Here is a 24,341-nt window from a genome sequence, read left to right as displayed (position 1 = left end):
ATAGGAATCATCCTCGCCGGAGCCTGTCATGAGCAGCCCAGTTCCCACCCCGCCGTCCGTTTCCCGCAAGATCGTCATCGCACGCTACCCCACGGCGGGGGGCGCGAAGAGCGGGCTCGACCAACTCAAGAATGCTGGCGCGCGGCTCGGCAATGTGGCGCTGATCGAGCGCGAGGCCGATGGCAAGGTCGGCTTCCACGAGACGCAGGACTGGGGGATCGGCAAGAGTGCGGCGGTTGGCGCCCTGGCGGCCATCGTCCTCCCGGGGATCGGTCCCGTCGTGGGAGCGCTGGCCGGGGGGCTGGCCGCCTACTTCATCGACGCCGGCTTTCCCGACGACACGCTGCGCCAGCTTGGGAGCGGGCTGGAGATGGGAGCCTCGATGATCGTGGCGCTGGTGCGCGAGGACGATCTTGCCCACGCCGAACAGGTGATTGCGGCTGGCGGAGGCGTGGTGATCGGAAGCGGCTTCGAGCCCGACCTGGCGGCCGCGATCGAGCGGATGCGCGGCGGCGGCGCGAGCTGAACGGGCCCAACGCAACGCACAGAACCGCGACCACGAAGATGCACGAGGCGCCGGCGCGAACCAATCGCACCGGCGCCTCTTGCATCATGCACGCCTGGTCAGGCGATCACGGGAGCCCCTGCGCGATGCGCGTCTTCACCCGGTCGGCGAACATCGTCTCGAAGCCGCCGGTGCTCCCGCAGGCGACGGGTTCGGTCGACGTCCCCTGCACGTCCTGTGCACCTCCCACCATCGCCAGGCGCAACGTGGTGGTGGCGGAGTCGGCGGCGTCCACGAAGGCGTAGGCCGTGATGTACACCCGCCAGTTGTCGGCGTTGGAGCCGGTGATCCCGGAACCGCAGTTGAGCCACCGCGAGATGGAACGCCCCGCGAACTGACGCATCTTGGGCGAGCTGGTGATGCCGACCATGCCGCGCACCGAGTCGCGCGCGTCGACCTGCACCTTGAGTTCGGCGAACACCTGCGCCGCCTGGTGAAAGACCACGGCGCGCGGCGCGGCGATGGAGATGGCGGTCGCCAGCGAGTCGACGGCCACGGGGCCGTCGTGACCGATGATGCCGATGCGGACGCGCACCTGCGCGTGGGCGCGCGGGGCGGCCACGGCGATCGCGGCGGCGGCTACGACGAGGGCTAGCGGGTGAAGGCGCACGGTCGTGACGATTGAGTGAAGTGGGCGATGGATGAATCGAACGCCAAACCGGGGCGCTCGGCAAGAGTGCGTGCTACCGATCGGATGCCAGCGGGCACACCATCACCCAGTCCGTCTGCACGTCGGTCCCGACGACGAAGTCCTTCTCGCCCGCCTTGGCAAAGCCGCACTTGGCGTAGAAGGCCTGGGCGCGCGGGTTGTGCTCCCACACGCTGAGCCAGATCGCGTCGGCGTGGCGATCTCGCGCCGCCTCCACCACGGCGGCCATCAGCACCTGGGCCACGCCGCGCCCGTGCCACGGACGGTCGACGTAGAAACGGTACAACTCCACCGGATGCGGCTGCGTCACGCTGTCGGGGGTGCCCCCCACGCGCAGCTGCGCGAAGCCGGCGAGCGTCCCGCCGGCTTCGGCCAGGAGCGAGTCCCACGCCGGGTCCTCGATCTCCGAGAGCTGCCGCGCCTCGCCGTACGACTTCGCCAGGTGCAACGCCAGGTCCTCGGCGCTGCTGCTGGCGCCAAAGGTCTCGTCGAAGGTGCGCGCGGCGAGGGCGGCCAGGGCGGCCGCATCGGCGCGTGCCGCGCGCCGGATCCGCGCGCCGCCGTCGTGCGCGCCGCCAGCCGCAACGGACGCCGGCGGCTGGCTCATGCCCCGCCCGTCGCGGCGCGCACCAGTTCGAGGACTCGTCGCTCGATGGCGCCGGTGCTCTCGCAGGCGATCGGGTCGCCGAGTGGGCCGGAGTACGCCTGCGCCCCCGCGGCGACCGCGATGCGGACGTTCGATCCGCCGTCAGTGCTGGGCGCCACGCCGGCGAGGATCGCCATGTTCACGCGGTAGGCGTTGGCGGTGGGGCCGGTGTGCCCGATGCCGCAATCCACCCACGTCGACATCTGCTTGCCGGCAAATCGCTTGGTGACCTTGAGCCCGAGGTTGCCCACCAACCCCGCTGCCGAGTCGGCGACGGACGCTTCAACGCCCAGCGAGTCGAGCGCGCGTCGCAGTGCCGTGAAGACCGCCGCCGGTGACCCGCGCACGGCCGTTGGACCCTGCGCCACCGTGTCCATGCGGACTACACCGCGAAAGCCGGGGAGCACGACGGTCGCGTTGAGCGACTGCGCCCCGGCGCGCTCGGGCGCAAGGCACGCGACGGAGGCAAACGCCGTGACGGTGAGCAGCGCGGCGAACGAGGATGGGAGGCGTAGGAACCGCATCGAGATGGGGTGTGGGGTGGCCAGGCACCATCAATCGTGACTGATACCCGGCCACACGCCAAGGTGCCCTCACCCTCGCCACGCTCGCGCGCTCACTTGAAGCGCATGCCGTTCGGTGCCACGTGCCCCTTGCCGGGAATCGTCACCGGCTTGCCGGGAATCGTCGCCGGCTTGCCGGGAGCGGCCGCCGGCTTGGCGGGTGGGGTATCGCGTCTCCCGGCAGCGGGAGGCTTTCCCCCGCCGTGCGCCGCCGGCCGTCCATCGCTCCGCATCGTCAGCGCGATGCGGCCGCGCGCAAGGTCCACCGACTGCACGGTCACCTTCACTTTCTGCCCAACCTTCACCACGTCGTTGGGGTCCTTCACGTACCGGTCGGCGAGCTGGCTCACGTGTACGAGCCCGTCCTGGTGCACGCCGATGTCGACGAAGCAGCCAAAGGCGACGATGTTCGTCACCACTCCCTCGAGCACCATCCCCGCCACGAGATCTTCGGGCTTCTGGATGTCGTCGCGAAAGGCGGGGGGCTCGAAGGCGTCGCGTGGATCGCGTCCCGGCTTGCGCAACTCATCCATGATGTCGCGCAGCGTCGGGAGCCCCACGTCGTCGGACACGTAGCGCGGCAACTCGATGGTCCCCAGCAGCGACTCGTTCCCGATGAGCGTGGCGACGTCGGCACCAAGGTCGGAGGCCATGCGCTCGACGAGGGCGTAGCGTTCGGGGTGCACGGCGCTGGCATCGAGCGGGTGCACGCCGCCGCGCACGCGCAGGAACCCCGCCGCCTGCTCGAACGCCTTGGCGCCGAGGCGCGGCACCTCGCGCAGCTCGCCCCTCGACTTGAGCCCGCCGCGCTGGTCGCGCAGTGCCACGATGGACTGGGCGAGCGACGGGCCGATCCCGGAGACGTACGCGAGGAGCGCCGCAGACGCCGTGTTCACCTCGACGCCCACACGGTTCACGCACGAGGCCACCACCTCGTCGAGGCGCGACTTGAGGCGCGGCTGGTTCACGTCGTGCTGGTACTGTCCCACGCCGATGGACTTGGGATCGATCTTCACCAGCTCGGCGAGCGGATCTTGCAGCCGGCGGGCGATGGAGACGGCGCCGCGCAGCGAGACGTCGAGCTCGGGGAACTCGCCCCGCGCCAGGTCGGAGGCGGAGTACACCGACGCGCCGGCCTCGTTCACCACCACCACTTGTGGGCGCGGCGGATCGAGCTCGCGCAGCGCGGCCTTGGTCAACGTCTCCGTTTCGCGCGACGCCGTCCCGTTGCCGATGGCGATGAGTTCCGGCGCAAAGCGCGCAACCATCGCGCGAATCGCCCCGGCAAACCGGTCCTCCTGGTGGAGATAGAGCGTGTCGGTGTGAACGAGTGCGCCGGTCGCGGTCACTACCGCGACCTTGACCCCCGTGCGGAAACCCGGGTCGAGGCCAATCACGCGCCGCTCACCAGCCGGTGAAGCGAGGAGGAGCTGCTGCAGGTTGCGCCCGAAGATCGTGATGGCCTCGTCGTCGGCGCGCGACTTGAGCTCGAGGCGCAACTCGACCTCGATGGCGGTGGCGAGCAATCGCTTGTACGCGTCGCTGGCCACGAGCGTGAGCTGCTGTGTGGCGCGGCGGCCGTCGAGGATGTCGCGCGTGAGCCGGGTGACGATCGCATCCACCGGGGCCACGATGCGCCACAGCAACTCCTCCTCCGCCTCGCCGCGCCTGATGGCGAGCATCCGGTGCGAGGGGATGGTCCCTAACGATTCGCTGTAGTCGAAATAGTCCTTGAACTTCGAGGCATCGCTCGCCTTGCCCGGCTGCACGGTGCTCTTCACGACTCCCTGCGCGCGCGTCATCTCACGCACCCAACCACGCACCGTCGCATCCTCGGCCACCTGCTCGGCGAGAATGTCGCGCGCACCGAGGAGCGCGGCGTCGACGTCCGGCACCTCGCGCTCCTGGCTCACATAGGCACTGGCGGCATCCAGCGCCCCGGCGTCGTCGAGGGCGCCGCTCCACAGCTGCTCGGCGAGTGGGGCGAGAGCGCGCTCGCGGGCGATCATGGCGCGTGTGCGGCGCTTGGGCTTGAAGGGAAGGTAGAGGTCCTCCAGCGCCTGCTTGGTCTCGGCGCCGTTGATCTGTGTGCGCAGGACGTCGTCGAGCTTGCCCTGTTCGTCGATGCTCTTGAGGATGGCGGCGCGTCGCTCCTCGAGCTCGGCGAGGTAGTCCGAGCGCTCGCGAACGTCGCGGAGTTGCACCTCGTCGAGGCCGCCGGTGACTTCCTTGCGATAGCGCGCGATGAAGGGAAGGGTATTGCCTTCGTCGAAGAGGGCGAGGGTACGCTCGACCTGACCGAGGTTGAGCGAGAGGTCTTTGGCGACGCGGGCGATGATGGCGGGAGCGGTGGTCGCTGCCATTGGAATCGGGAGGATGTCGGACTGCGTGCTGGGCCGAGCTCAGCCGCAAGCGGTGGTCTGCTCGCGCTCCCTCGCTGCGCAGGTCACCGAGGGAGCGCGCAAGGTGAACGGTCGGCGGCGCGCCGACAACGGCTTGACAGTCGAGGGAATCGCGATGTGCGAATCGCCATGAGGCGAGCTTGCGGGTTGCGCGCGGGTCGAACGCGCAGGTCGAACGCGCGGGTCGAACGCGCAGGTCGAACGCGCGGGTCGAACGCGCGGGTCGAACGCGCAGGTCGAACGCGCAGGTCGAACGCGCATGGCGGGCGAGTGGCACGCGCGGCCGACCTTTGCGAAGGCTTAGGCACGCGCTGGCGCTCCCGCCCCGAACGAAAGGGGTGATCGTTGGTCTCATGCAGGAAGATCGTGAGACGACGTGACGCCGTTGCACGCGATACGATGCATTCACTGCCGCTGAAAGCCATTGTCCGATTCGCGTGCGACGCACGCGACGCACGCGACGCGCGCGACGCACACGACGCGCGCGGTGTTTCGCGACCAGCGGAGCCGCGCGCGGCGTGGCGGCGCTGGGCGGCGCTCGCGTTGGTGGCCGGCGTCGCTGGGTGCGGAGCGATCATCGAGACGGTGGGAGGGATGGGGCGCTGGGGGTGGGAGCCATCGCCGCACGTCACGCGAATCGACACGGGGTTCACGAGTGGCGGACGGCATATCGCCGTGGAGCGCTTCGCTCCCGACGCGGGCGGACTGTTGCACCTGGCGCGACGCCGGCATCATCCGGCGATTCTCGTCCTGCATTCCAGCGCTGGAGTCCTGGGGCGCAGCGGCGCGACGGTGCGCACGTGGGCCGACGCCTTCGCCGAGCAGGGCTACGTCGCCTATGTGATCCACTACTTCGACCGCACCGGCGACGCGCGCACCGACGACGCGTACGAGAATCGCACCTATCCGGAATGGACCGCGACGCTGCGCGATGCCGTGACCTTCGTGCGCGGCGATGCGGCGGTCGACTCGTCGCGCATCGATGCGTTCGGTGTCTCGCTCGGCGGCTTCCTGGCGCTCGCGCTCGGTGACGAGGACGCGCGCGTGCGACGCCTGGTCGTGCTCTCGGGGGGGCTCTTTCCCGCGCTCGCGCCGGCGCTGCGCCGCATGCCGCCCACGCTCCTCCTGCATGGCGCCGTTGACGACGTGGTCCCGGTGGAGGAGGCGTGGCGCGTGGACACCGTGCTCTCTCGCCTCGGCGCGCCGCACGCCCTGGTCGTGATTCCCGGAGGCGACCACTCGCTCGACGACGCGCTCGTTCCCGATGCGATGCGCCGGGCGATGGAGTTTCTGCAGGCCGCGCATCCCGAGGATGGGCTCCGTCGTGCCAGCGCCCCCTTGCGCGCCGACCGCACGGCCGCCAGACTTAACCGCGTGGTTAAACCAGAAGGTTGACATGGCTCGTCGGCAGGCAGCGGCACCGAAGAGGACTCGCGCGACGCCCGCGCGCAGCAGCTCGAACGTGGCGCGCAGCGGCTCGAACGCGGCGCGTAACGGATCAAACGCGGCGCTCGCCGACCTCGAGACGCGCGAACGCATTCTCGCCGCCGCGCATCGCGTCTTCCTGGCGCAGGGAACCGCCAAGGCGCGCACCGCCGACATCGCCCGCGAGGCTGGCGTCAACAAGGCGCTCCTCCACTACTACTTCAGTACCAAGGCGACGCTCGCCGACGCCGTCTTCGCGCAGGCCATCGCTGACTTCATGCCGAGGCTTTTCTCCCTGCTCGGCGATCCGGCGATTTCGCTCCACGACAAGATCCACGCCCTGGTGCAGGAGCAGACCGATTTCCACTCCGCGCGCCCGTACCTCGCCGGCTATGTGGTCTCGGAGATGTACACCGAGCCCGATCGACTGCCCACGCTCATGACCGCGCGCGGCCGACCGCCGCTGGAGGCGCTGCGACAGCAACTCGACGCCGAGGCCGCCGCAGGACGCATGCGCCCCATCAGCGTCGAAGTGTTTGTCGTCAACCTGATGGCGCTGCTGGTCTTTCCCTTCATGGCGCGACCGATGCTCACGGCCATGCTCCGGCTCGACGATCGGCGCTTTCCCGCCTTTGTCGAGGAGCGGCGCCGGCTCCTCCCCTCACTCATCCTCGCGTCGCTACGCCCGTGAGTATCTCCCGTTCATTCCGCTCGCACGCGGCGCGGCGCTGGGCCGCGCTGCTCGTGGCCACGGCGCTCTCGTCCACGGCGCCGCACGCACTCGCGGCGCAGGCGCCCGACACGTTGCAGCTCTCGGCCCTGCAGGACGCCGCCGTGCAGCGCGACCCGCGCGCCGGCCAGCGCGAGCTGCTGCGCGACGCCAGCGCGCTCCGCCTCACCACGCTGGACATGGAGCGACGCCCGCAATTGGCGCTGAACGGCAGTGCGTCGCACCAGAGCGACGTGACGCAGCTCCTGCTCAAGCTCCCCAACGCGACAATGCCGGTCCTGCCCAAGGACCGCTGGCAGACCACGCTCGACGTGAGCCAGCTGCTGTACGACGGTGGCTCGATCGCGGCGCGCCAGTCGGTGGAGCGCGCACGCGTGGCGGAGTCGGCGGCTGCGGTCGATGCGACGCTGTACCGGCTGCGCGGCGAGGTGAATGGCGCCTTCTTCTCGGCGTACCTGTTGCAGGAGCGGGCGCAGGAGTTCGACGCGCTGCTGGGCGACCTCGATGCGCGGTTGCAACTGGCGCGCGCGCGCGTGATCAATGGTGCGGCGCTCCCGCGCGACACGTCGGCCATCGTGGCCGAGCAGTTGCGCTCTCGCATGGCGCGCGACGAGGCGCTGTCCGCGCGGCGCGCGTCGGTCGCCGTCCTGGAGCGGCTCACCGGACGCACGATCGCCGACGGTACGATTCTCGCCCTTCCCGACTACGCCGCCGACGTGGACCGCACGCGAAGCGAGGGGCGGGTCGACGCCTTGCGCGCACGCCCCGAGTTCGCGCAGTTCGCGCGCACGCGCGAACGCATCGACCGCGAGGCGGCGCTGACGAATGTCGAGAACCGCCCGCGCGTCCTCGCCTTTGGGCAGGGAGGGGTGGGACGCCCCGGCCTCAACCAGTTCCGCACCGATCCCGACGGCTTCTGGATGGCGGGGGTGCGTGTGGAGTGGCGTCCGTGGACGTGGCGTGGCGCCCAACGCGCCGCCGAGGGGCTGCGGCTGCAACAGCGCATCGTGACCACCGAGGAACGCGCCCTCGCCGAGCAGCTTGCGCGCGCCGTGGAGTCCGACCTGGCCGACATGCAACGGGTGCGAGATGCCCTGGCGAGCGATGCGCAGCTCGTCACCCTGCGCCAGTCGATCGAGGTGCAGGCGCGCGCGCAGTTCAATGAGGGGGCCATCACCGGCGCGGAGTATGTGGAGACGCGCACCGACGTCGTCGAAGCCACGTTGCAACTGCAACGGCACCGCGCCGAGCTGGCCCAGGCGCAGGCCCGCTATCTCACCACGCTGGGCCTGGCCCCGCGTTCCCTCCAGCCATAGTCCGTCATGTCCCGACTTCACGTGATTGCAGTGGGTGCCCTCCTCGTCGCGGGGGCGTGCCAGCAGGACGCTGCCGACGCCTACGGCAACTTCGAGGCGACGGAAGTGACCGTCTCCTCCGAAGCGAGCGGGCGGGTGTTGCGGCTGTCGGCCGAAGAGGGAGCGCGCCTCGACGCCCAGGCAGACGTCGGCCTCGTCGACACGGTGACGCTGTCGCTGCAGCGCGCCGAGCTGCTGGCGCGCCGCGACGCCTCGCGCTCCCGGCTCCGCGAGGTCGACGCCAACGCCGCCACGCTCGAGACGCAGCGCGTCATCGCCGATCGCGAGCTGGAGCGCACGCAGCGCCTGCTGGCCGCCAAGGCCGCGACGGCGCAGCAGGGCGACCGCGCCGAGCGCGACGCGAAGGTCCTGCGCGAGCAGCTGCAAGGGACGTCGGCAACACGCGCGACCATCGCACGCGACGTGGCGTCGATCGAGGCGCAAGTGGCCTCCATCGACGAGAAGATCCGCCGCAGCCGCATTGTCGCGCCCTTGGCTGGGACCGTCCTCGCGCGCTTTGTCGAGCCCGGCGAGTTCGTGCAGGTGGGGACGCCGCTCTTCAAGATGGCGGCGCTCGACACGCTGGTGCTGCGTGCCTACGTGAGCGGCGGGCAGTTGGCGCAGCTCGCGCTCGGTGAGGCGGTGCAGGTGCGGGTCGACGCCGGTGGTGACTCGCTACGCCTCGTGCCCGGACGCATCACGTGGATCGCGGCGTCGGCCGAGTTCACGCCGACGCCGATCCAGACGCGCGACGAGCGAACCACGCAGGTATACGCGGTGAAGGTGGCGGTGCCTAACGGCGATGGCCGCCTCCGTATCGGAATGCCGGGGGAAGTCGTGCTGGCGCCGGTGACGGCGACCAATGCCCAGGGGCGAGACAAGTGAACGCGCCAGCGGTGGTCGCGCGCGACTTCAGCAAGCGATTCGGCGACGTCGTGGCCGTGGACGCCATGTCGTTCGAGGTGGCGCCGGGCGAGCTGTTCGGCTTCATCGGCCCCGACGGGGCGGGGAAGACGACGCTCTTCCGCACGATGGTCACGCTGCTCGTGCCCGATACGGGGAGCGTGTCGGTGCTGGGACTCGATGTGGTGCGTGACCTCTGGGAGCTGCGCACGCGGGTGGGCTACATGCCGGGTCGTTTCTCGCTCTACCCCGACCTCAGCGCGCGCGAGAACCTGCAGTTCTTCGCCTCGGTCTTCGGGACAAGCATCGACGAGGGGATGCGCATCATTGAACCGATCTGGCGGCAACTGGCACCGTTCGCCAGCCGCCGGGCGGGGGCGTTGTCCGGGGGAATGAAGCAGAAGCTTGCACTCTGCTGCGCCCTCGTGCACGCCCCCGACATCCTCTTTCTCGATGAACCGACGACCGGCGTCGACGCGGTCTCGCGCAAGGAGTTCTGGGACCTGCTCGACCGGCTGCGCGCCGGCGGGCTGACGATCATCGTCTCGACCCCCTACATGGACGAAGCATCACGCTGCGACCGCGTGGCGCTGGTGCAGAAGGGAAGGATCCTCCTCATCGACGAGCCGTCGGCGGTGGAGCGCGCGTACCCGAACCCGCTCTTCGCGGTGCGATCGCCCAACCGGCTCGGCGTCCTCGAGGTGCTGCGGCGCTTCCCGCATGCCGCCGCGGTCTGGCCGTTTGGCGAAGTGGCGCACTACACCGACGCGCGCACCGACCTGCCGCCAGACGTCATCGCCGACGAGGTGCGCGCCTTCGCTCGTCAGGCAGGGCTGGACGACCTGGAGGTGCGCGCGACCGCTGCCTCCATCGAGGACGCCTTCATGTGGCACATGCTGCACGAGGATGCCGCATGACCACTCCCGTCCCCAACGCCATCGACGCCCTCGACCTCACGCGCCGCTTCGGATCGTTTACCGCGGTGAACGCCATAACGTTTCACGTGGCACAGGGCGAGGTGTTCGGCTTTCTCGGTGCCAATGGCGCAGGGAAGACCACCGCCATGCGCATGCTCATCGGCCTCCTCGAGCCGACGTTCGGGCGCGCCACCGTGGCCGGCTTCGACATCGCGTCGCACGCCGAGCAGGTGCGCCGCCACATAGGCTACATGTCGCAACGCTTCTCCCTGTACGACGACCTCACCGTCCAGGAGAACATCACGCTCTTTGGCGGGATCTACGGGCTCTCGAACGCGCAAATCGCCGAGCGCACGCACACGCTCCTGGGCCGCATCGGGCTCGAACACGCCCGCAAGGAACTCGTCAGGCGCATCCCGTTAGGCTGGAAGCAGCAGCTGGCCTTCTCCGTCGCCCTCCTCCACCAACCCAGGGTCGTCTTCCTCGACGAACCCACGGGCGGCGTCGATCCCATCACGCGGCGGCGCTTCTGGGAGATGATCTACGAGACAGCCGCAAGCGGGACGACGGTGCTCGTCACGACGCACTACCTCGATGAAGCGGAATACTGCGACCGCCTCTCGATCATGGTCGATGGCGCCATTGCCGCGATGGGAACGCCGGGTGAGGTGAAGCGCGCCTTCGATGCCGACTCGCTCGACGAAGTCTTCCTGCGCCTCACGCGACCTGGGGCCGCATGAGTTCGCCCCCGCTCACCGGTGCCCGCGCGCGCGCTGGCGCCTTTGTCGGCTTCGTGCGCAAGGAAGTCTTCCACGTCCTGCGTGACTGGCAGACGCTCCTCATCCTCGTCGCGATGCCGCTCATCCAGCTCCTCCTGTTCGGCTTCGCCGTGCGCACCGACGTGAGCGACATTCGCGTCGTCATCGTCGACCCCACCCCCAGCGCCGCAACGCGGCGACTCGCCGAGCGCATTGCCGCCTCCGACCGCCTCATCCTGCAAGCGACCGTGCCACGCCTCCGTGACGTGGAGGAGCGCTTCAAGGACCAGTCGGTGCGCCAGGCCATCGTCCTCCCGGTCGACGCCGAGCGCCTGCTCACCGAAAGCCAACCGCTGGCGATCCAGCTCGTCACCGACGCGGCCGATCCCAACATGGGGTCGATCATGCAGGCCTACGCCAGTGCGGTGCTGCTGCAGTGGCACGCCGAGGAGGTCCGCGCCCTCCCTGGCGGCGCGCGCATCGACATTGCCTCGCGCATGCGCTACAACCCGTCGCTGGAGTCCGTCTTCCTCTTCGTCCCCGGGCTCATTGCCCTCATCCTCACTATCGTCTCGGCGATGATGACTGCCATCTCCATCACGCGCGAGAAGGAGATGGGGACGATGGAGATGCTCCTCGTCTCCCCGCTGCGCCCGTTCCAGATCGTCCTCGGCAAGGTGGCCCCGTACGTCGTCCTTGGCTTCGTCGACGTCCTCATCGTCCTTGGCGCCGCGCGCACCGTCTTTCACATGCCGCTGCGCGGGAGCGTCACCTTGCTCCTGACGGAGTGCCTCCTGTACATCGTCACCTCGCTCTCGCTGGGCATCGTCATCTCGTCGGTCGCGCAGACCCAGCGCACGGCGATGCTCGCCGCGCTCGCCGGGCTCCTCATGCCGACGCTCCTGCTGTCGGGCTTCATCTTCCCCATCGACTCCATGCCCGTGGCGCTGCAGGTCGTGTCCAACATCATCCCCGGGAGATGGTTCCTCCTCGTGGTGCGCGGGATCATGGTGAAGGGGGCAGGGCTGGAGGTCCTCTGGCAGGAGTCGCTCATCCTCCTCGGCATGACCGCGCTCCTCCTCACCGCCGGCGCCAAGCGGCTGGCCATCCGACTGGACTGAGCGATGCGCACCATCTTCTTCCTCGTCCGCAAGGAGTTCCTGCAGATCTTCCGCGATCGCGCGACGGTGTTCCAGATCTTCTTCATCCCCGTCATGCAGCTGCTGATCCTGTCGCACGCGGCAACGTTCGACGTGACGCGCACCACGCTCGCGGTGGTCGATGACGATCGCAGCACATCGTCGGCGCGGCTCATCATGCGGCTGGAAGGCGGTGAGCGCTTTCGCATCGTGCGCGCCAGCAGCGACGCGCGCGGCGTGGAGGAACTGCTCATGGATCGCCAGGCCAAGGCGGTGCTCCGCATCCCGCGCGATTTCGAGCGCGATCTCACGCGCGCGCGGCACGCCACGGTTCAGCTGCAAATCAACGCCGAGGAAGGCGCCGTGGCCGGCATCGTGCAGACGGGCGTGCAATCGGTCGTCGCCGCCTTCGCGCGTGACCTCTCGCTCGCCATGCCCGCGCCGGTGAGCGCACGCGTGGTGCGCGCGGCACCGCTCGAGTTGCGCGCGCAGGGGTGGTTCAATCCCACGCGTGACTACAAGCACTATATGGTCCCGGCGATCATGGTCTCGCTCGTGACAATCATCGGCCTCCTGCTCACCGCGCAGAACATCGCGCGCGAGAAGGAGATCGGGACGCTGGAACAGCTCAATGTCACCCCCATCACGAAGACGCAGTTCATCGCCGGGAAGCTCATCCCCTTCTGGATCCTCGCGCTTCTGATTTTCGCCATCGGGCTGGCACTCGGTCGCGTGGCGTTCGGTATCCCGATGCGCGGGAGTGTCCCGCTGATCTTCGTGTCCGCCGCGGTCTACCTGGTCGTGACGCTCGGCACGGGGCTCTGGATCTCGACCTTTACCAACACGCAGCAGCAGACGATGTTCGTCGCCTTCTTCATCATCATGATCTATCTCCTGATGAGCGGACTGTTCACGCCGGTCGAATCGATGCCTCGCTGGGCACAGCTCGTCGCGGAGGCGAATCCGGTGCGGCACTTCGTCTGGATCATGCGGGCGGTGCTGGTGCGCGGGGCGGGATTCGAGCTCGTGGCGGCACGGCTGGCGGGGCTGGCGGTGGGCGGCGTGGCGATTCTCGCGCTGGCGGTGCGCCAGTATTCCAAGCAGGCGCACTGAGCGCGTGGGAAGCGGGCGGAATTCGTCGTTGACTCCCGCCCTCCAGAGGGTAGTTTTCGCCAACGCCCCCGCTTGCGCGCGGGGGCGTTTTTTTGTGTCCCGCCTCGCCGTGCCGCCCTAGGGGCGATCCCGGCCCGCGCCCTCCTGCCAGGCAGCAGCCATGTTCGATTCAAAGACGCGCACCATCGTGGTCGTCGGCGCCCAGTGGGGCGACGAAGGGAAGGGGAAGCTCGTCGACGTGATCGCCGAGAAGGCCGATTGGGTCGTGCGCTACCAGGGGGGGGCCAACGCCGGGCACACCGTGCACATCGGCGACGACTCGTTTGTCCTGCACCAGATCCCCTCCGGAATCCTGCACCCGGGGGTGCGCTGCGCCATTGGCAACGGCGTCGTCCTCGATCCCGAGACGCTCTTTACGGAGATTGACGAACTGGTGAAGGACGGGATCGATGTCGAGGGGCGCCTCTACGTTTCCGATCGCGCGCACCTGGTGATGCCGTACCACAAGCTGGTCGACTCGGAGAGTGCGGCGTCGAAGGCGATCGGGACGACGGGGCGCGGCATTGGCCCGTGCTACGAGGACAAGGCTGGGCGGCGCGGGGTGCGCGTCGTCGACCTCAAGCACATGGACCGCCTGCGTCCGCTGGTCGAGATGGGAGTCGAGACGGCCAACATGCGCCTGGAGCACTTCGGGTCGTCGAAGCGCGCCTCGGTCGAGGAGACGATGGACCGGCTGGGCGCGCTGGCGCCGCGCCTCACCGCGCTGTCGGAGGACCTGGGACTGTTGCTGCATCGCGCCACCAGGTCGGGGGCGGCCATCCTGCTGGAGGGGGCGCAAGGCTCGCTGCTCGACGTGGACCACGGGACGTATCCCTTCGTGACGTCGAGCAACACGACCGTGGGTGGCGCCGCCACCGGCGCGGGCATTGCCCCCACGGCGCTGCACCATGCGTTAGGCGTGGTGAAGGCGTACACGACGCGCGTGGGCAACGGCCCGCTCCCCACCGAGTTCGCCGAGCCGCTGGGGTCGCGCGTGCGGACGCTGGGGAACGAGTACGGCGCCACGACCGGGCGTCCGCGCCGCTGCGGATGGTTTGACGCCGTCGTGGTGCGCTACGCCGTGCGCGTGAACGGGCTCACTGCCCTGGCCGTGACCAAGCTCGACGTGCTCGATACGCTCGAGGAGCTGGCCATCTGCACCGGCTATCGCGTGGGCGACACGCGCTACGACGAGTTCCCGGCCGACATCACGGTGCTCGACCAGATCGAGCCGGTGTATGAGTGGTTCCCGGGGTGGAAGCGCTCCACCGCCGACGCGCGCTCGCTGGCCGACCTGCCTACGGAGGCGCGCACCTACCTGGACCGGATGGAGCAGCTCGTGGAATCGCCGGTGCGCTTTGTCTCGGTGGGGACGCGTCGCGACCAGATCATTGACACCGCCGCGGGGCAGGGGTAGCCGATGCCGATGCCCGATCGCCGGCAGGACGACGCGACCGATGTCGTGGTGGTGGGGGCTGGCCCCTGCGGGCTCGCCGCCGCCATCTCGCTCGAGCGCGCTGGCTACCGCGTCCTCGTGGTCGACGCCGAGTGCGTCACCAGCTCGATCACGCACTATCCCACCTACGCGACCTTCTTCTCGACCGCCGAGAAGTTGTCGTTAGGTGGGCTGCCGTTCGTCATCTCCGATGCCAAGCCCACGCGGCGCGACGCGCTGACGTACTATCGCGCGGTGGTGCAGCACTTCGACCTCACGGTGCGCCAGTTCGAGCGCGTGGTGGCCATCGAGGGGGCGGCCCCACAGTTCACCGTGCGCACGCGCAAGCGCAGCGGCACCGCGCACGCCATTGCCTGCAAGGCGGTGGTGGTCGCGACCGGCTACTGGGGCTCACCCAACCGGCTCAACGTCTCGGGTGAGGAACTCGCCCACGTCTCCCATGCCTATCGTGAAGGGCACGTGGCCTTCCAGCAGCGGGCGGTCGTCGTTGGCGGTGGCAACTCGGCGGCCGAGGCCGCGCTCGACCTGTGGCGCGCCGGTGCGCAGGTGACGCTCGTGCACTTCGGCCCCGCTTTCGACAAGAAGATCAAACCCTGGATTCTCCCCGACCTCAACAACCGGATTGCCGAAGGGGCAATCGACGCGCGCTGGAACTCGCGTGTGGTCGAGATTCGGCCGGAGGCGGTGGAGATCGCGACTGCGGATGGCGCCACCACGTCCATCCCCGCCGATCACGTCTTCCTCCTCACCGGCTTTGCCCCCAACATGGCGTTGCTGCGCGGTGCGGGGGTGCCGACCGACGCGGCGACCGGGATCCCGTCGCATACCCCGGAGACGCTGGAGACCACCGTCCCCGGCCTCTTCATCGCCGGCGTGGTGACGGCGGGCTTCGACGCCAACAAGGTCTTCATCGAGAACGGGCGCTTTCACGGGGACGCGATTGCCGCGCGGCTCAAGGGCGAGGCGCCGCCGGCTGCACCTCGGTTGAGCAGGGAGCTGGATACCTAGGCAACGGGAGCAGGAAGGCAACGATGCATCGACCGGTCTCGCGGCGGACGTTCCTGATCGATGGCGCCTCGTGCACGGCGCACCTGGCGCTGGCGGCCGCCGTTGCGCCCCACGCGCTGCGGCGCCTGTGGGCGCAGGAGGCACGCGGACCGGTGGTAACCACGGAGCCGTTCGGGCGGCTGGAGCAAGTCGCCGACGGGATCTGGGCGCTCATCTCCACGCCGCTCACCGGTGCGCGCGACACGGTGGCCAACGGTGGGATCATCGCCGGGCGCAGCGGAGTCCTGGCCATCGAGGGCTTCATGACACCGGGCGGGGCGGCGTGGCTCGCCAGGCAGGCCAAGCAGCTGACGGGGCGCTGGCCGACGCACCTGGTCGTCACGCACTACCACGCCGATCACTCCAGCGGCGTCGCCGGCTACCGTGATGACGCCAACGCCCGAGCGATGCCGCGCACCTTGGTCACCGAGGAGTCGCTGACCTCGCTCTTCAGGGCGATGCCCACCCCGCCCGCCGCCCCCGACGAGGAGCGGAAAGCGGCCCTCACGGGAGCGCTCAGGCTCGCCGAGTCCTCGACGACGGTTGACCTGGGGGGCCGCACTGTGCGACTCGTCAGGCGAGACGGGCACACCGCGAGCGACGTCTCGGTGGAAGTCGACGATCCGTCGGTCGTCTTCACCGGTGACCTGGTGTGGAACGCGATGTTCCCGAACTTTGTCGACGCCACGCCGACGCGACTCGCACTGGCGGCGCGCGCGCTGCGCCGCGAACGGCAAACGACCTACGTCCCCGGCCACGGCGGCGTGGCGACCGACGCCGACGTGGGGCGCTATCTCGCCATGCTTGGCGAGGTGGAGCAGGCGGCGCGCGCCGCACACGGCAAGGGAACGCCGGTTGCCGAGGCGGCCGCCGCGTTCACCCTCTCGCCCGCGTTAGGCGAGTGGGCGCTGTTCAACAAGGTCTTCTTCGAGCGCGCTTTCGCGGCGTGGTATCGCGAGCTGGGCGTTGGCGATGACGCAAAGCGGTAGCGACGCGGGATCGCAGCCGCGCGCGACTCTGCGACTCGCCATCCTCATCCTCACGATCCTCTTCGTGAGCGAGAGCGCGCGTCGTTCGCTGAGCGTCACCGAGGCGCCCTGGGGCCACTTCGTCGTGACGGCAGTGCCCACCACGCCCTCGCCCGACTCGACCGAGCCTGGCGCGCCCGGTGCGCTGAGGGTGGGAACGCTCGTGGTGGACGGTCGGCGCATACGCCTGGACGAGCTCGAGTCGCGCGTCGGATGGCAGGTGGTGGAGATGGAGAACTTCCAGGCCACCACCCTCGTCCCGCTCGCCGACGCCGCGTCATCCGTCCTGGAGTTCGACGGGAGTCACTTTCTCCTCCAGCTGCAAGGGTTGCCGTGGGACGGCGACATTCGCGTCGCGCGCGATGGAGTTGAACTGTCGTCGACCTCCCTCTCGACGCTCGACGATTCGCTCCTCCTCGAAGCGCCTCCAACGGCGCCGTCGTGGTGGATCTTCGGCGTCACGCTGCTCGCCCTCGGATGGTTGACGTGGGCGCTCGGCGCGTGGCGAGTTGGCGGGAGGACCGCTCCCTGGTTGCTGGCGATGCTCGCTGCACACCACCTGGTGTTCTGGGCAACGCAAGCGATCGGCGTCGAGGATGACACGCCGGGATACCTCGAGAGCCTGGCGGCACTTCGCGAGGGAGTCGCGGCGTACTTTCCGCCGGGGTATCCGCTACTCCTCGGCTTCGCCCAATCGCTGTCTGGCGAACGCTTCGGACTGCTCGTGACGCTGCTACAGCACGTGATGATCGTTGCCGGCGCCATCTGGACCTACGGCATTCTTCGGCGCGTGGTCGACGAGGAACTCGCGCTGCTCGGTGCACTCCTCACGGGACTGCTCGTTCCGGTCGTGACCGCAGCGCAGACGATCCTCTCCGAGTCGGCAACGCTCGCGGCGATGATCGGAGCCTGCCACTTTGCGATTCGATCGGCCGAATCATCCGGGCTCCTCGCGCCCATCGCCAGCGGCCTGTTGCTCGGATGGGGAGGCTTGTTGCGCGTCGTGCCGCTGGGGGCCGTCGCGCCCGCAATGGTTGCCTTGCAGCTCCGCGCGCCACGTCGTTATCGACAGTTGGCCGTGGCGTTCGGTGTGTCCGGACTCGTGGTTGTCGCCCCGATGGCCTGGAACTGGGCGCGGAGCGGCACAACACAACTGACGTACTCCGCCGGACTTCACCTCTACAATCGCGCGGTCACCGAGGGCGACATCGTTGCCGCCGACGCAGCGGCCACGCGGCGCCTGTTGTCGATGCTGGGTGACGACGATCCGCGCTCGATGGAATGGTGGCATGTGACCACACATCCGGCCTTCTCCACCATGAGTGAGCCAGAAGTCTCCCGGTTGCTGTACGAGGTGTCGATCGAGTCGATTCGCTCCAACCCGTGGCGCTTCGCCGCCGGCATTCCGCCGCTGGCCTGGCGTGAGTTCGTGGCCGACGCGAGTGAGGAGGATGTGCCGTGGGGGACCACGCGCTGGGAATCGCCTGCCGAGTCGTCGCCTGTGTTGCGAAACACCGCCAGCGGGCTTGGCTGGCGCGTAAGCCAGCGCACCAGCTATCTCGCGCTCTGGTGGCCACTCTGCGCGTTGGCCGTCCTCGGCGCCATCGTCGGGTATCGCGTGGCGCCGGCCACTTTCGTGGGTGCGTTCACCTGGGTCCCCCTCAGCTACCTGCTGGCGTCCGCGTCGCTGGACGAGTTCACGGCCCGGCACAACATCGAGCTGGTGCCCTTCGTGGTCGTGCTCGCGATGCTGGCGGTGCAGGCGATACCGCGGCTCCGTCCACGCTCTCCGGCGACGCCGTGAGTGGTTACCTTGCGTGGTCGCTGAGCCATTGTCCGTCTCCTGTCCCCTGATTGCCCTATGCCCCACCCCGACGTCATGGAAAAACTCGTGTCGCTCTCCAAGCGGCGCGGCTTCATCTTCCAGTCCTCCGAGATCTATGGAGGGGCCGGCTCGGTGTGGGACTACGGTCCGCTGGGCGTCGAACTGAAGAAGAACCTCAAGGACCGGTGGTGGCACGCCATGGTCCGCGCCCGCGGCGACATCGAGGGGCTCGACGCGGCCATCCTCATGCACCCGCGTGTGTGGGAAGCGTCGGGACACGTGGCCGGTTTCACCGATCCCATGGTCGATTGCAAGGCGTGCAAGGCGCGATTCCGCGCCGACAAACTCGAGGATGCGCAATGCCCGCGAAAGCCGAGCAAGCATCCCGGGGAGCACGCCGACTGCCAGCTCACCGAGCCGCGCAACTTCAACCTCATGTTCAAGACGTTCATGGGGGCGGTCGAGGAATCGGCGGCGGTGGTGTACCTGCGCCCCGAGACGGCGCAGGGGATCTACGTCAACTTTCTCAACGTGCAGCAGGCGTCGCGGCAAAAGGTCCCCTTCGGCATCGCCCAGATCGGCAAGGCGTTCCGCAACGAGATCACCCCGGGGAACTTCATCTTCCGCACGCGCGAGTTCGAGCAGATGGAGATGCAGTTCTTCGTCGATCCGGAGTCGGACCACATGCAGTGGTTCGAGTACTGGAAGGCGCAGCGCATGGCCTGGCATCAGTCGTTAGGGTTGCAGCCGGACCGCCTCCTCTTCCACCAGCACACGCCGGAGGAGCTGGCGCACTACGCGCGCGCCGCCTTCGACATCCAGTTCGACTTTGGCGGGACGCTGGGCTTCCAGGAGATCGAAGGCGTCCATCATCGCGGCGACTTCGACCTCACGCGCCACCAGGAGTACTCGTCCAAGCGCCTGGAGTATGTGGACCAGGTGAGCAATCGTCGCTACGTCCCGTTTGTCGTCGAGACCTCGGTGGGCGCCGACCGCACCACGCTCGCCGTCCTCGTGAACGGGTATCGCGAGGAGGCGGTCCCCGGTGAGGCAGAGGGAAGAGTCGTCCTCGGCCTCCTTCCGTCGCTCGCCCCCATCAAGGCCGGCGTCTTCCCGCTCACCAAGAAGGACGGGATGCCGGAGTTCGCCGAGAAGCTCGCCAACGAGCTGCGCCCGCACTTCCCCGTCTTTCTCGACGAAAGCGGGGCCATTGGGCGTCGCTATCGGCGCCAGGACGAGATCGGGACGCCGTTCTGCCTCACGATCGACGGGCAGACGATGACCGACGGCACGGTCACCGTGCGCGACCGCGACACGCTGGCGCAGGAGCGCATTGCCGCCACCGCCGCCCGCGAGTACATCGCCGCACGCACCGGGCACAGCGCCTAACGCCTAACGCTTTCACGCGCTGGCACCGGGCGCCACGTCCACTGCGGACGTGGCGCCCGGTGCAATCGCTCAGGCCCGTCCCACTCGCGACGTGCCCGCGAGGTCCGGCGGACATGAGAGCGCTCACATTCCACCGCTGGTGCCGAGTCGAGCGGCTCGATACGCTCGCTGCCGTTGATCTCGCGCGCCCGATGGAGAAAGAGGGCGATTCGCGCGGAGTATTCGCATCGACGCCTGCGCCGCGCACGATGGAGATGCGACCACACTGCTGACGAGCCGAGGGATCGAGGTCGAACAATCGGGTTCGAACGTCCAGCCGCACCCGAACGTTATACACGGTCCCGTCGCTCGAACCGGGGCTTGCGGCGCGTCTCGCAGTTCGTGCCGCCAGCGCCGTGCAGGCGACACGTTCGCGTACGGTCACCGTTGCAGCTGGATGCGTTCAGAATGCCACGACGGACACCTGCCCACCGGTCAGACCAGTCGGGAGACGCGCTTCCCATGCGTCGCTCGCGCCTCGCGCGCTTCCCGCGTCCACGGTATCCCGAACGACGTCGGCGCGGGCGTGCGCTCGCGACGGTGATGCGCATTGTCATCTTGGTGCTCCTGACGGGATGCTTCGAGTTCGTTCCGATGGCCGGCGGCGCGCTGGCAGGATCGGTGGTGCGCGTGCGCCTCAACGAGCAGGGCGCACCGACCGTAGGCAAGCAACTTGGCGTTACCCCCGCGATCCTCGAGGGCGAGGTGCTCGATGCGACCGGTGACTCGCTGGTGCTTCGCATGACTACGTCCATCTCCGCGTTCACGGCGCAGCGCGTGTCGTGGGTGGGCAAGCGTGTCGCGATTCCCGCCGACGCGGTGGCATTCACTGGACGCCGCACCCTCGACAAGCGGCGCACGATGGTCGTGGCGGCATCGGCAGTGGCAGGGACGATCGCGGTCTTCCTCAGCGTGCGACACATGCGCGGCGTGGCGGGGGGCGACGGCCCACCCGGCGGTGGGGGGATTCCACCCTGATCCGCCTCGTCGGGGGCCGCAAGCGCTACCAGCAGGAAGTTCCTGTCCATTCGTAGCATCTCACCACAGTCGGAGGGACGTTGTGATCAACAGATGGGTCGTTAGCCGAACTGCCAGGTACATCGCTACGGCGACATTCCTCGGCCTGGCGAGCGCAGGGGTGAGCGCGCACGCGCAGGTTGCACCGACCACCGCCGGCTCGATCGAGGGCGTGGTCCGCGACGCCGCCACCCAGCAGCCACTCGCCAACGCGCAGGCGTTTATCGCCGGCACGAGCATTGGCGCCAGCACCAGCGTCACCGGGACGTTCCGGCTTACCAACGTCCCGGTGGGGACGCTCGAAGTGCGCGTGCGCCTCATCGGATATGCCCAGGCATCCCGGAGCGTGACGGTCGCTCTGGGAGCGACGGCACGCGTGGAGTTCGCCCTCCAGCAGTCGGCGTTGCAGCTGGAAGCGGTGGTCACCACGGGAACTGGAACGGCGGTGGAGACCAAGAAGCTCGGTAACACGATCGGCACGGTCGATATCGCCGAGCTCCGGAGCGCTCCCATCCAGACCCCCACCGAGGCGCTGGCGGCGCGGATGCCGGGCGTCATGGTCCTTCCCTCGAGCGGCGTGACGGGTGGCGGGGCGCGCATTCGCATTCGCGGCAACGCCTCGCTCTCGCAGTCCAACAACCCCATCATCTATATCGACGGGGTACGCATGGACAACGGCGGCTCCGGTTTCGGTGGCACGGCAACGTCGCGCCTCGACGACATCGACCCGACATCGATCGAGCGCATCGAGGTGCTCAAGGGAGCGGCCGCGGCGACGCTCTACGGCACCGAGGCCTCCAACGGCGTTATCCAGATCTTCACCAAGAAGGGCGCGCAAGGAAATGCGCGATGGAACCTGGACTACGAGCGCTCGCAGCTGGCCTACCCGAGCGATCGCGTCGCCCCCAACACAGGCTTCGCACGAACCTCCGATCAGGCCACGCTCCTGAGCAAGTTGTACAGCCAGACCATCACCCCCTTCGTCCCGTTCGGCTACAACGTGACGAAGCAGCTGTACGAGACGGGGTACGGGAATGTGCTGAACGGCTCGGTGACCGGCGGCACGGATCGCATGACGTATTACGTTGGCGGGCGCTATCAATATGAGGACGGCCCCTTCACGTCGGACAAACTCGGCGGTCTCCAGGCTGACATCGCGCGACGGGTGCAGAGTTCGATGAACCTGAACATCTTCCCGCGCGAGAAAATCAACATCGGTTTCCAGTCGCGCTACACGGTGTTGCATAGCGAGGTGCCGCAGGGCGGCAACTCGATCTACTCGCCGTATGCGCAGGCGATGTATGCGCGCCCGGATCAGGGCTATTGCCTCGACGCGAACGGCGTCAAATCCCTGGATGCGATCGCGGGCAACGGGCGCTGCAAGGGAGCCGGGAACCCATTCGGCAACACCCTGAGCAACACGGTTCGTGAGGCGCTGCAACAGGAGATCTACCAGGACGGGACGCACTACACGGGTGCCCTGACAACGCGCTGGACGCCCACCACGGAGTTCAACTTCGACGCGACGCTCGGGCTCGACAACACGTCGATGCGTGCGGTGAGCTTCATGCCGTTCGGGAATGCCGTGGATCGTTTCTCGCTCAACGCCCCCGATGGCTCGCGCAGCGTCGATGACTTGTGGCAGCAGAACGTGACCCTGGACGTGAAGACGAGTTGGGATCGTCAGTTCACCTCCGCCATCCGCTCGACGCTCGTGGTCGGCGGACAGGGTTTCATCACCAACCAGCGGAACGAAGGGGGGTCGAACCGCAACTTCCCCGGGCCGGGGCTCGAAGTGGTGGGGGCCGGCAATACGCCGAGCGTGTACGAGGGACTCGTGAAGGTGGTCAATGCGGGCTACTTCGTGCAGGAGCAGGTCGGGTTGAGCGACTGGATCTTCGGCACCGTGGGCGCGCGCTACGACTATAACAGCGCCTTCGGCGAGAGTGCCGGCGGGGTGCTGTACCCGAAAGCGAGCCTTTCGGTGGTCCCGTCCGACCGTCCGTGGTGGACCTCGGGTCTGGTCTCGACGTTCCGCGTTCGCGCGGCGATCGGCCGTTCGGGGCGACAGCCGGGGGCGTTCGACAAGTTCACGACGTATCGCGCGCAGGCCGCATCGACGGGTGGCGGCCTGATGCCCGACAACCTCGGGAATCCTGACCTCAAGCCCGAAGTCTCGACCGAACTCGAAGCGGGGGCCGAAGCAGGCTTCCTCAACGATCGTGTGAGCCTCACGGTCACCAACTGGCGCCGCAGGGTGACGGACGCGCTGGTGCAGAAGCAGTTTCCGCTCTCCGGTGGCTTCACCGCCCGCCAGCTGGCCAATATTGGCGAGCTCGAGGCCAACGGGTGGGAGATCGGCGTGAATGGCTACGTCGTCAACAAGCCGAACCTGTCGCTCGACCTCTTCGCGAACGCGTCGTACCTGCACCAGAACGTGGTGAGCCTTGGCGGCGCGCCGGCCATCAAGGTGCAGGGGTCATACGTACGCGTCCGTGGTTTCATCAAGGAGGGCTATGCCCCCGGTTCGCTGTTCGGGGCCAAGATCATGGCGCCGTGCAGCAGCTACTCGAACGCGGCCGCCCAGGCCAAGGGCGGTTGCCTCAAGCCGGACGAGACGCCGTTCACGTTAGGCACGAGTGGGCGTGCGGCCACCAAGGCCGAGCTGCTGGCGGCGCTCGCCAACCCGATCAACCCGACGAATCTCAAGCTCCTCCGGGCGGACGACAACGGGAACGGCGACTACCTCGATCACTACCAGGGGAAGCCGATGCCCGATTGGCAGGGCGCGTTCGGAGGCAACCTTCGCGTGGCGAAGCACTGGAAGGTCGCGACCCTGTTCGAGTACAAGACCGGGAACTACACGATCACCAACCTCACGGACGCCTTCCGCAACGCCTCGCCGACACTCGGCCGCAACAAGATGGCCGCCACGAAGGTCGAGGCCACGCTCCTGAACCCTGCGTCCACGGCGGAACAGCGCTACGACGCCGCGATGAAGTGGCTGGGACTGGTGGCGCTCTCGCCATACGACGGGGCCAACCAGAACGATCCGGGCGACATGGTCCGCTGGCGTGAATTGAGCCTGACGTATACGGCGCCGGCTCGCCTCGCCTCGCGCATCGGGGCCAGCGAGGTTCAGTTCATGTTTGCGGCGCGCAACCTGATGCTGTGGACACGCTATCCCGGCACCGACCCCGAGGCCAACTGGGGCGGCGTCTCGAACAGCCTTTCGTCCAACCAGGTCGACAACAACTTCTACGAATCGAGCGACACTTTCGCGCTTCCGCTTCCGCGTCGCTTCGCCCTCACCGTCCGCCTTGGATTCTAGGGAGC

At 68.5% G+C, this 24,341-nt stretch carries 20 protein-coding genes; 16 read left to right on the top strand and 4 right to left on the bottom strand.

From position 1 onward, the window contains the following. Nucleotides 1-28: 28 nt before the first annotated feature. On the top strand, nucleotides 29-526 hold the full coding sequence (locus IT359_16725; protein MCC6930635.1) for a DUF1269 domain-containing protein: 498 nt from the start codon (nucleotides 29-31) through the stop codon (nucleotides 524-526). A 106-nt stretch (nucleotides 527-632) separates the two neighbouring features. Here IT359_16725 and IT359_16720 read toward each other — a convergent pair whose 3' ends face one another. The 4 genes from IT359_16720 to IT359_16705 form a co-directional block, all read right to left on the bottom strand. Beyond that, the gene (locus tag IT359_16720) at nucleotides 633-1,175 is read right to left on the bottom strand and encodes a hypothetical protein (GenBank protein ID MCC6930634.1); all 543 of its coding nucleotides are present in this window, start codon (nucleotides 1,173-1,175) and stop codon (nucleotides 633-635) included. A gap of 73 nt (nucleotides 1,176-1,248) precedes the next feature. Then, on the bottom strand, nucleotides 1,249-1,821 hold the full coding sequence (locus IT359_16715) for a GNAT family N-acetyltransferase (GenBank protein MCC6930633.1): 573 nt from the start codon (nucleotides 1,819-1,821) through the stop codon (nucleotides 1,249-1,251). After that, nucleotides 1,818-2,384 carry a hypothetical protein gene (locus IT359_16710; GenBank protein ID MCC6930632.1) on the bottom strand — a complete coding sequence of 189 codons (567 nt, stop codon included), beginning with the start codon at nucleotides 2,382-2,384 and terminating at the stop codon, nucleotides 1,818-1,820. Before IT359_16710 ends, IT359_16715 begins: the two co-directional genes overlap by 4 nt. Before the next feature lie 92 nt (nucleotides 2,385-2,476). After that, a complete protein-coding gene (locus IT359_16705; GenBank protein ID MCC6930631.1) occupies nucleotides 2,477-4,786 on the bottom strand; it encodes an RNA-binding transcriptional accessory protein in 2,310 nt (769 codons plus the stop codon). Between the two features lie 438 nt (nucleotides 4,787-5,224). Here IT359_16705 and IT359_16700 point away from each other — a divergent pair, with 438 nt between their 5' ends. The 15 genes from IT359_16700 to IT359_16630 all read left to right on the top strand — a co-directional run bounded on the left by IT359_16700 (nucleotide 5,225) and on the right by IT359_16630 (nucleotide 24,336). After that, nucleotides 5,225-6,220 (top strand): dienelactone hydrolase family protein, encoded by a 996-nt coding sequence (locus IT359_16700; protein ID MCC6930630.1) that lies wholly within the window; start codon nucleotides 5,225-5,227, stop codon nucleotides 6,218-6,220. 67 nt (nucleotides 6,221-6,287) lie between these two features. Beyond that, on the top strand, nucleotides 6,288-6,941 hold the full coding sequence (locus IT359_16695) for a TetR/AcrR family transcriptional regulator (protein ID MCC6930629.1): 654 nt from the start codon (nucleotides 6,288-6,290) through the stop codon (nucleotides 6,939-6,941). Continuing rightward, complete coding sequence (locus IT359_16690; protein MCC6930628.1) at nucleotides 6,938-8,296, top strand: TolC family protein; 1,359 nt, start codon at nucleotides 6,938-6,940, stop codon at nucleotides 8,294-8,296. The genes IT359_16695 and IT359_16690 overlap by 4 nt, the downstream gene beginning before the upstream one ends. Before the next feature lie 6 nt (nucleotides 8,297-8,302). Continuing rightward, nucleotides 8,303-9,220: an HlyD family efflux transporter periplasmic adaptor subunit gene (locus IT359_16685; GenBank protein MCC6930627.1), complete on the top strand. Its 918-nt coding sequence runs from the start codon at nucleotides 8,303-8,305 to the stop codon at nucleotides 9,218-9,220. After that, on the top strand, nucleotides 9,217-10,155 hold the full coding sequence (locus tag IT359_16680; protein ID MCC6930626.1) for an ABC transporter ATP-binding protein: 939 nt from the start codon (nucleotides 9,217-9,219) through the stop codon (nucleotides 10,153-10,155). The genes IT359_16685 and IT359_16680 overlap by 4 nt, the downstream gene beginning before the upstream one ends. Further along, nucleotides 10,152-10,895, top strand: a complete 744-nt coding sequence (locus IT359_16675; protein MCC6930625.1) for an ABC transporter ATP-binding protein — start codon at nucleotides 10,152-10,154, stop codon at nucleotides 10,893-10,895. The genes IT359_16680 and IT359_16675 overlap by 4 nt, the downstream gene beginning before the upstream one ends. Further along, nucleotides 10,892-12,034, top strand: coding sequence for an ABC transporter permease (locus tag IT359_16670; protein ID MCC6930624.1), 1,143 nt, complete (start codon nucleotides 10,892-10,894; stop codon nucleotides 12,032-12,034). The genes IT359_16675 and IT359_16670 overlap by 4 nt, the downstream gene beginning before the upstream one ends. A gap of 3 nt (nucleotides 12,035-12,037) precedes the next feature. Then, nucleotides 12,038-13,165 (top strand): ABC transporter permease, encoded by a 1,128-nt coding sequence (locus IT359_16665; protein MCC6930623.1) that lies wholly within the window; start codon nucleotides 12,038-12,040, stop codon nucleotides 13,163-13,165. Between the two features lie 160 nt (nucleotides 13,166-13,325). Then, nucleotides 13,326-14,621, top strand: coding sequence for an adenylosuccinate synthase (locus IT359_16660; protein ID MCC6930622.1), 1,296 nt, complete (start codon nucleotides 13,326-13,328; stop codon nucleotides 14,619-14,621). 9 nt (nucleotides 14,622-14,630) lie between these two features. Further along, complete coding sequence (locus IT359_16655) at nucleotides 14,631-15,668, top strand: YpdA family putative bacillithiol disulfide reductase (GenBank protein MCC6930621.1); 1,038 nt, start codon at nucleotides 14,631-14,633, stop codon at nucleotides 15,666-15,668. A 23-nt stretch (nucleotides 15,669-15,691) separates the two neighbouring features. Next, nucleotides 15,692-16,696, top strand: coding sequence for an MBL fold metallo-hydrolase (locus tag IT359_16650; protein ID MCC6930620.1), 1,005 nt, complete (start codon nucleotides 15,692-15,694; stop codon nucleotides 16,694-16,696). Further along, nucleotides 16,680-18,539: a glycosyltransferase family 39 protein gene (locus tag IT359_16645; GenBank protein MCC6930619.1), complete on the top strand. Its 1,860-nt coding sequence runs from the start codon at nucleotides 16,680-16,682 to the stop codon at nucleotides 18,537-18,539. Before IT359_16650 ends, IT359_16645 begins: the two co-directional genes overlap by 17 nt. 57 nt (nucleotides 18,540-18,596) lie before the next feature. Continuing rightward, complete coding sequence (locus tag IT359_16640; GenBank protein ID MCC6930618.1) at nucleotides 18,597-19,949, top strand: glycine--tRNA ligase; 1,353 nt, start codon at nucleotides 18,597-18,599, stop codon at nucleotides 19,947-19,949. Between the two features lie 582 nt (nucleotides 19,950-20,531). Then, a complete protein-coding gene (locus IT359_16635) occupies nucleotides 20,532-20,966 on the top strand; it encodes a hypothetical protein (protein MCC6930617.1) in 435 nt (144 codons plus the stop codon). A gap of 160 nt (nucleotides 20,967-21,126) precedes the next feature. Next, the gene (locus IT359_16630; protein MCC6930616.1) at nucleotides 21,127-24,336 is read left to right on the top strand and encodes a SusC/RagA family TonB-linked outer membrane protein; all 3,210 of its coding nucleotides are present in this window, start codon (nucleotides 21,127-21,129) and stop codon (nucleotides 24,334-24,336) included. Nucleotides 24,337-24,341 lie beyond the last annotated feature (5 nt).

The organism is Gemmatimonadaceae bacterium, assembly GCA_020852815.1.
Classification (GTDB): domain Bacteria; phylum Gemmatimonadota; class Gemmatimonadetes; order Gemmatimonadales; family Gemmatimonadaceae; genus SCN-70-22.
The sequence above is the reverse complement of the archived record's forward strand: the minus strand, read 5'-3'. Positions and strand labels throughout refer to the sequence as shown.

Excerpts from the sequence above, each read along its gene's own strand:
- IT359_16725 (MCC6930635.1), top strand. The coding sequence starts at position 29 with ATGAGCAGCCCAGTTCCCACCCCGCCGTCCGTTTCCCGCAAGATCGTC.
- IT359_16715 (MCC6930633.1), bottom strand. The coding sequence starts at position 1,821 with ATGAGCCAGCCGCCGGCGTCCGTTGCGGCTGGCGGCGCGCACGACGGC.
- IT359_16710 (MCC6930632.1), bottom strand. The coding sequence starts at position 2,384 with ATGCGGTTCCTACGCCTCCCATCCTCGTTCGCCGCGCTGCTCACCGTC.
- IT359_16705 (MCC6930631.1), bottom strand. The coding sequence starts at position 4,786 with ATGGCAGCGACCACCGCTCCCGCCATCATCGCCCGCGTCGCCAAAGAC.
- IT359_16700 (MCC6930630.1), top strand. The coding sequence starts at position 5,225 with ATGCATTCACTGCCGCTGAAAGCCATTGTCCGATTCGCGTGCGACGCA.
- IT359_16685 (MCC6930627.1), top strand. The coding sequence starts at position 8,303 with ATGTCCCGACTTCACGTGATTGCAGTGGGTGCCCTCCTCGTCGCGGGG.
- IT359_16675 (MCC6930625.1), top strand. The coding sequence starts at position 10,152 with ATGACCACTCCCGTCCCCAACGCCATCGACGCCCTCGACCTCACGCGC.
- IT359_16670 (MCC6930624.1), top strand. The coding sequence starts at position 10,892 with ATGAGTTCGCCCCCGCTCACCGGTGCCCGCGCGCGCGCTGGCGCCTTT.
- IT359_16665 (MCC6930623.1), top strand. The coding sequence starts at position 12,038 with ATGCGCACCATCTTCTTCCTCGTCCGCAAGGAGTTCCTGCAGATCTTC.
- IT359_16660 (MCC6930622.1), top strand. The coding sequence starts at position 13,326 with ATGTTCGATTCAAAGACGCGCACCATCGTGGTCGTCGGCGCCCAGTGG.
- IT359_16655 (MCC6930621.1), top strand. The coding sequence starts at position 14,631 with ATGCCCGATCGCCGGCAGGACGACGCGACCGATGTCGTGGTGGTGGGG.
- IT359_16650 (MCC6930620.1), top strand. The coding sequence starts at position 15,692 with ATGCATCGACCGGTCTCGCGGCGGACGTTCCTGATCGATGGCGCCTCG.
- IT359_16645 (MCC6930619.1), top strand. The coding sequence starts at position 16,680 with ATGACGCAAAGCGGTAGCGACGCGGGATCGCAGCCGCGCGCGACTCTG.
- IT359_16640 (MCC6930618.1), top strand. The coding sequence starts at position 18,597 with ATGCCCCACCCCGACGTCATGGAAAAACTCGTGTCGCTCTCCAAGCGG.
- IT359_16635 (MCC6930617.1), top strand. The coding sequence starts at position 20,532 with ATGCGCATTGTCATCTTGGTGCTCCTGACGGGATGCTTCGAGTTCGTT.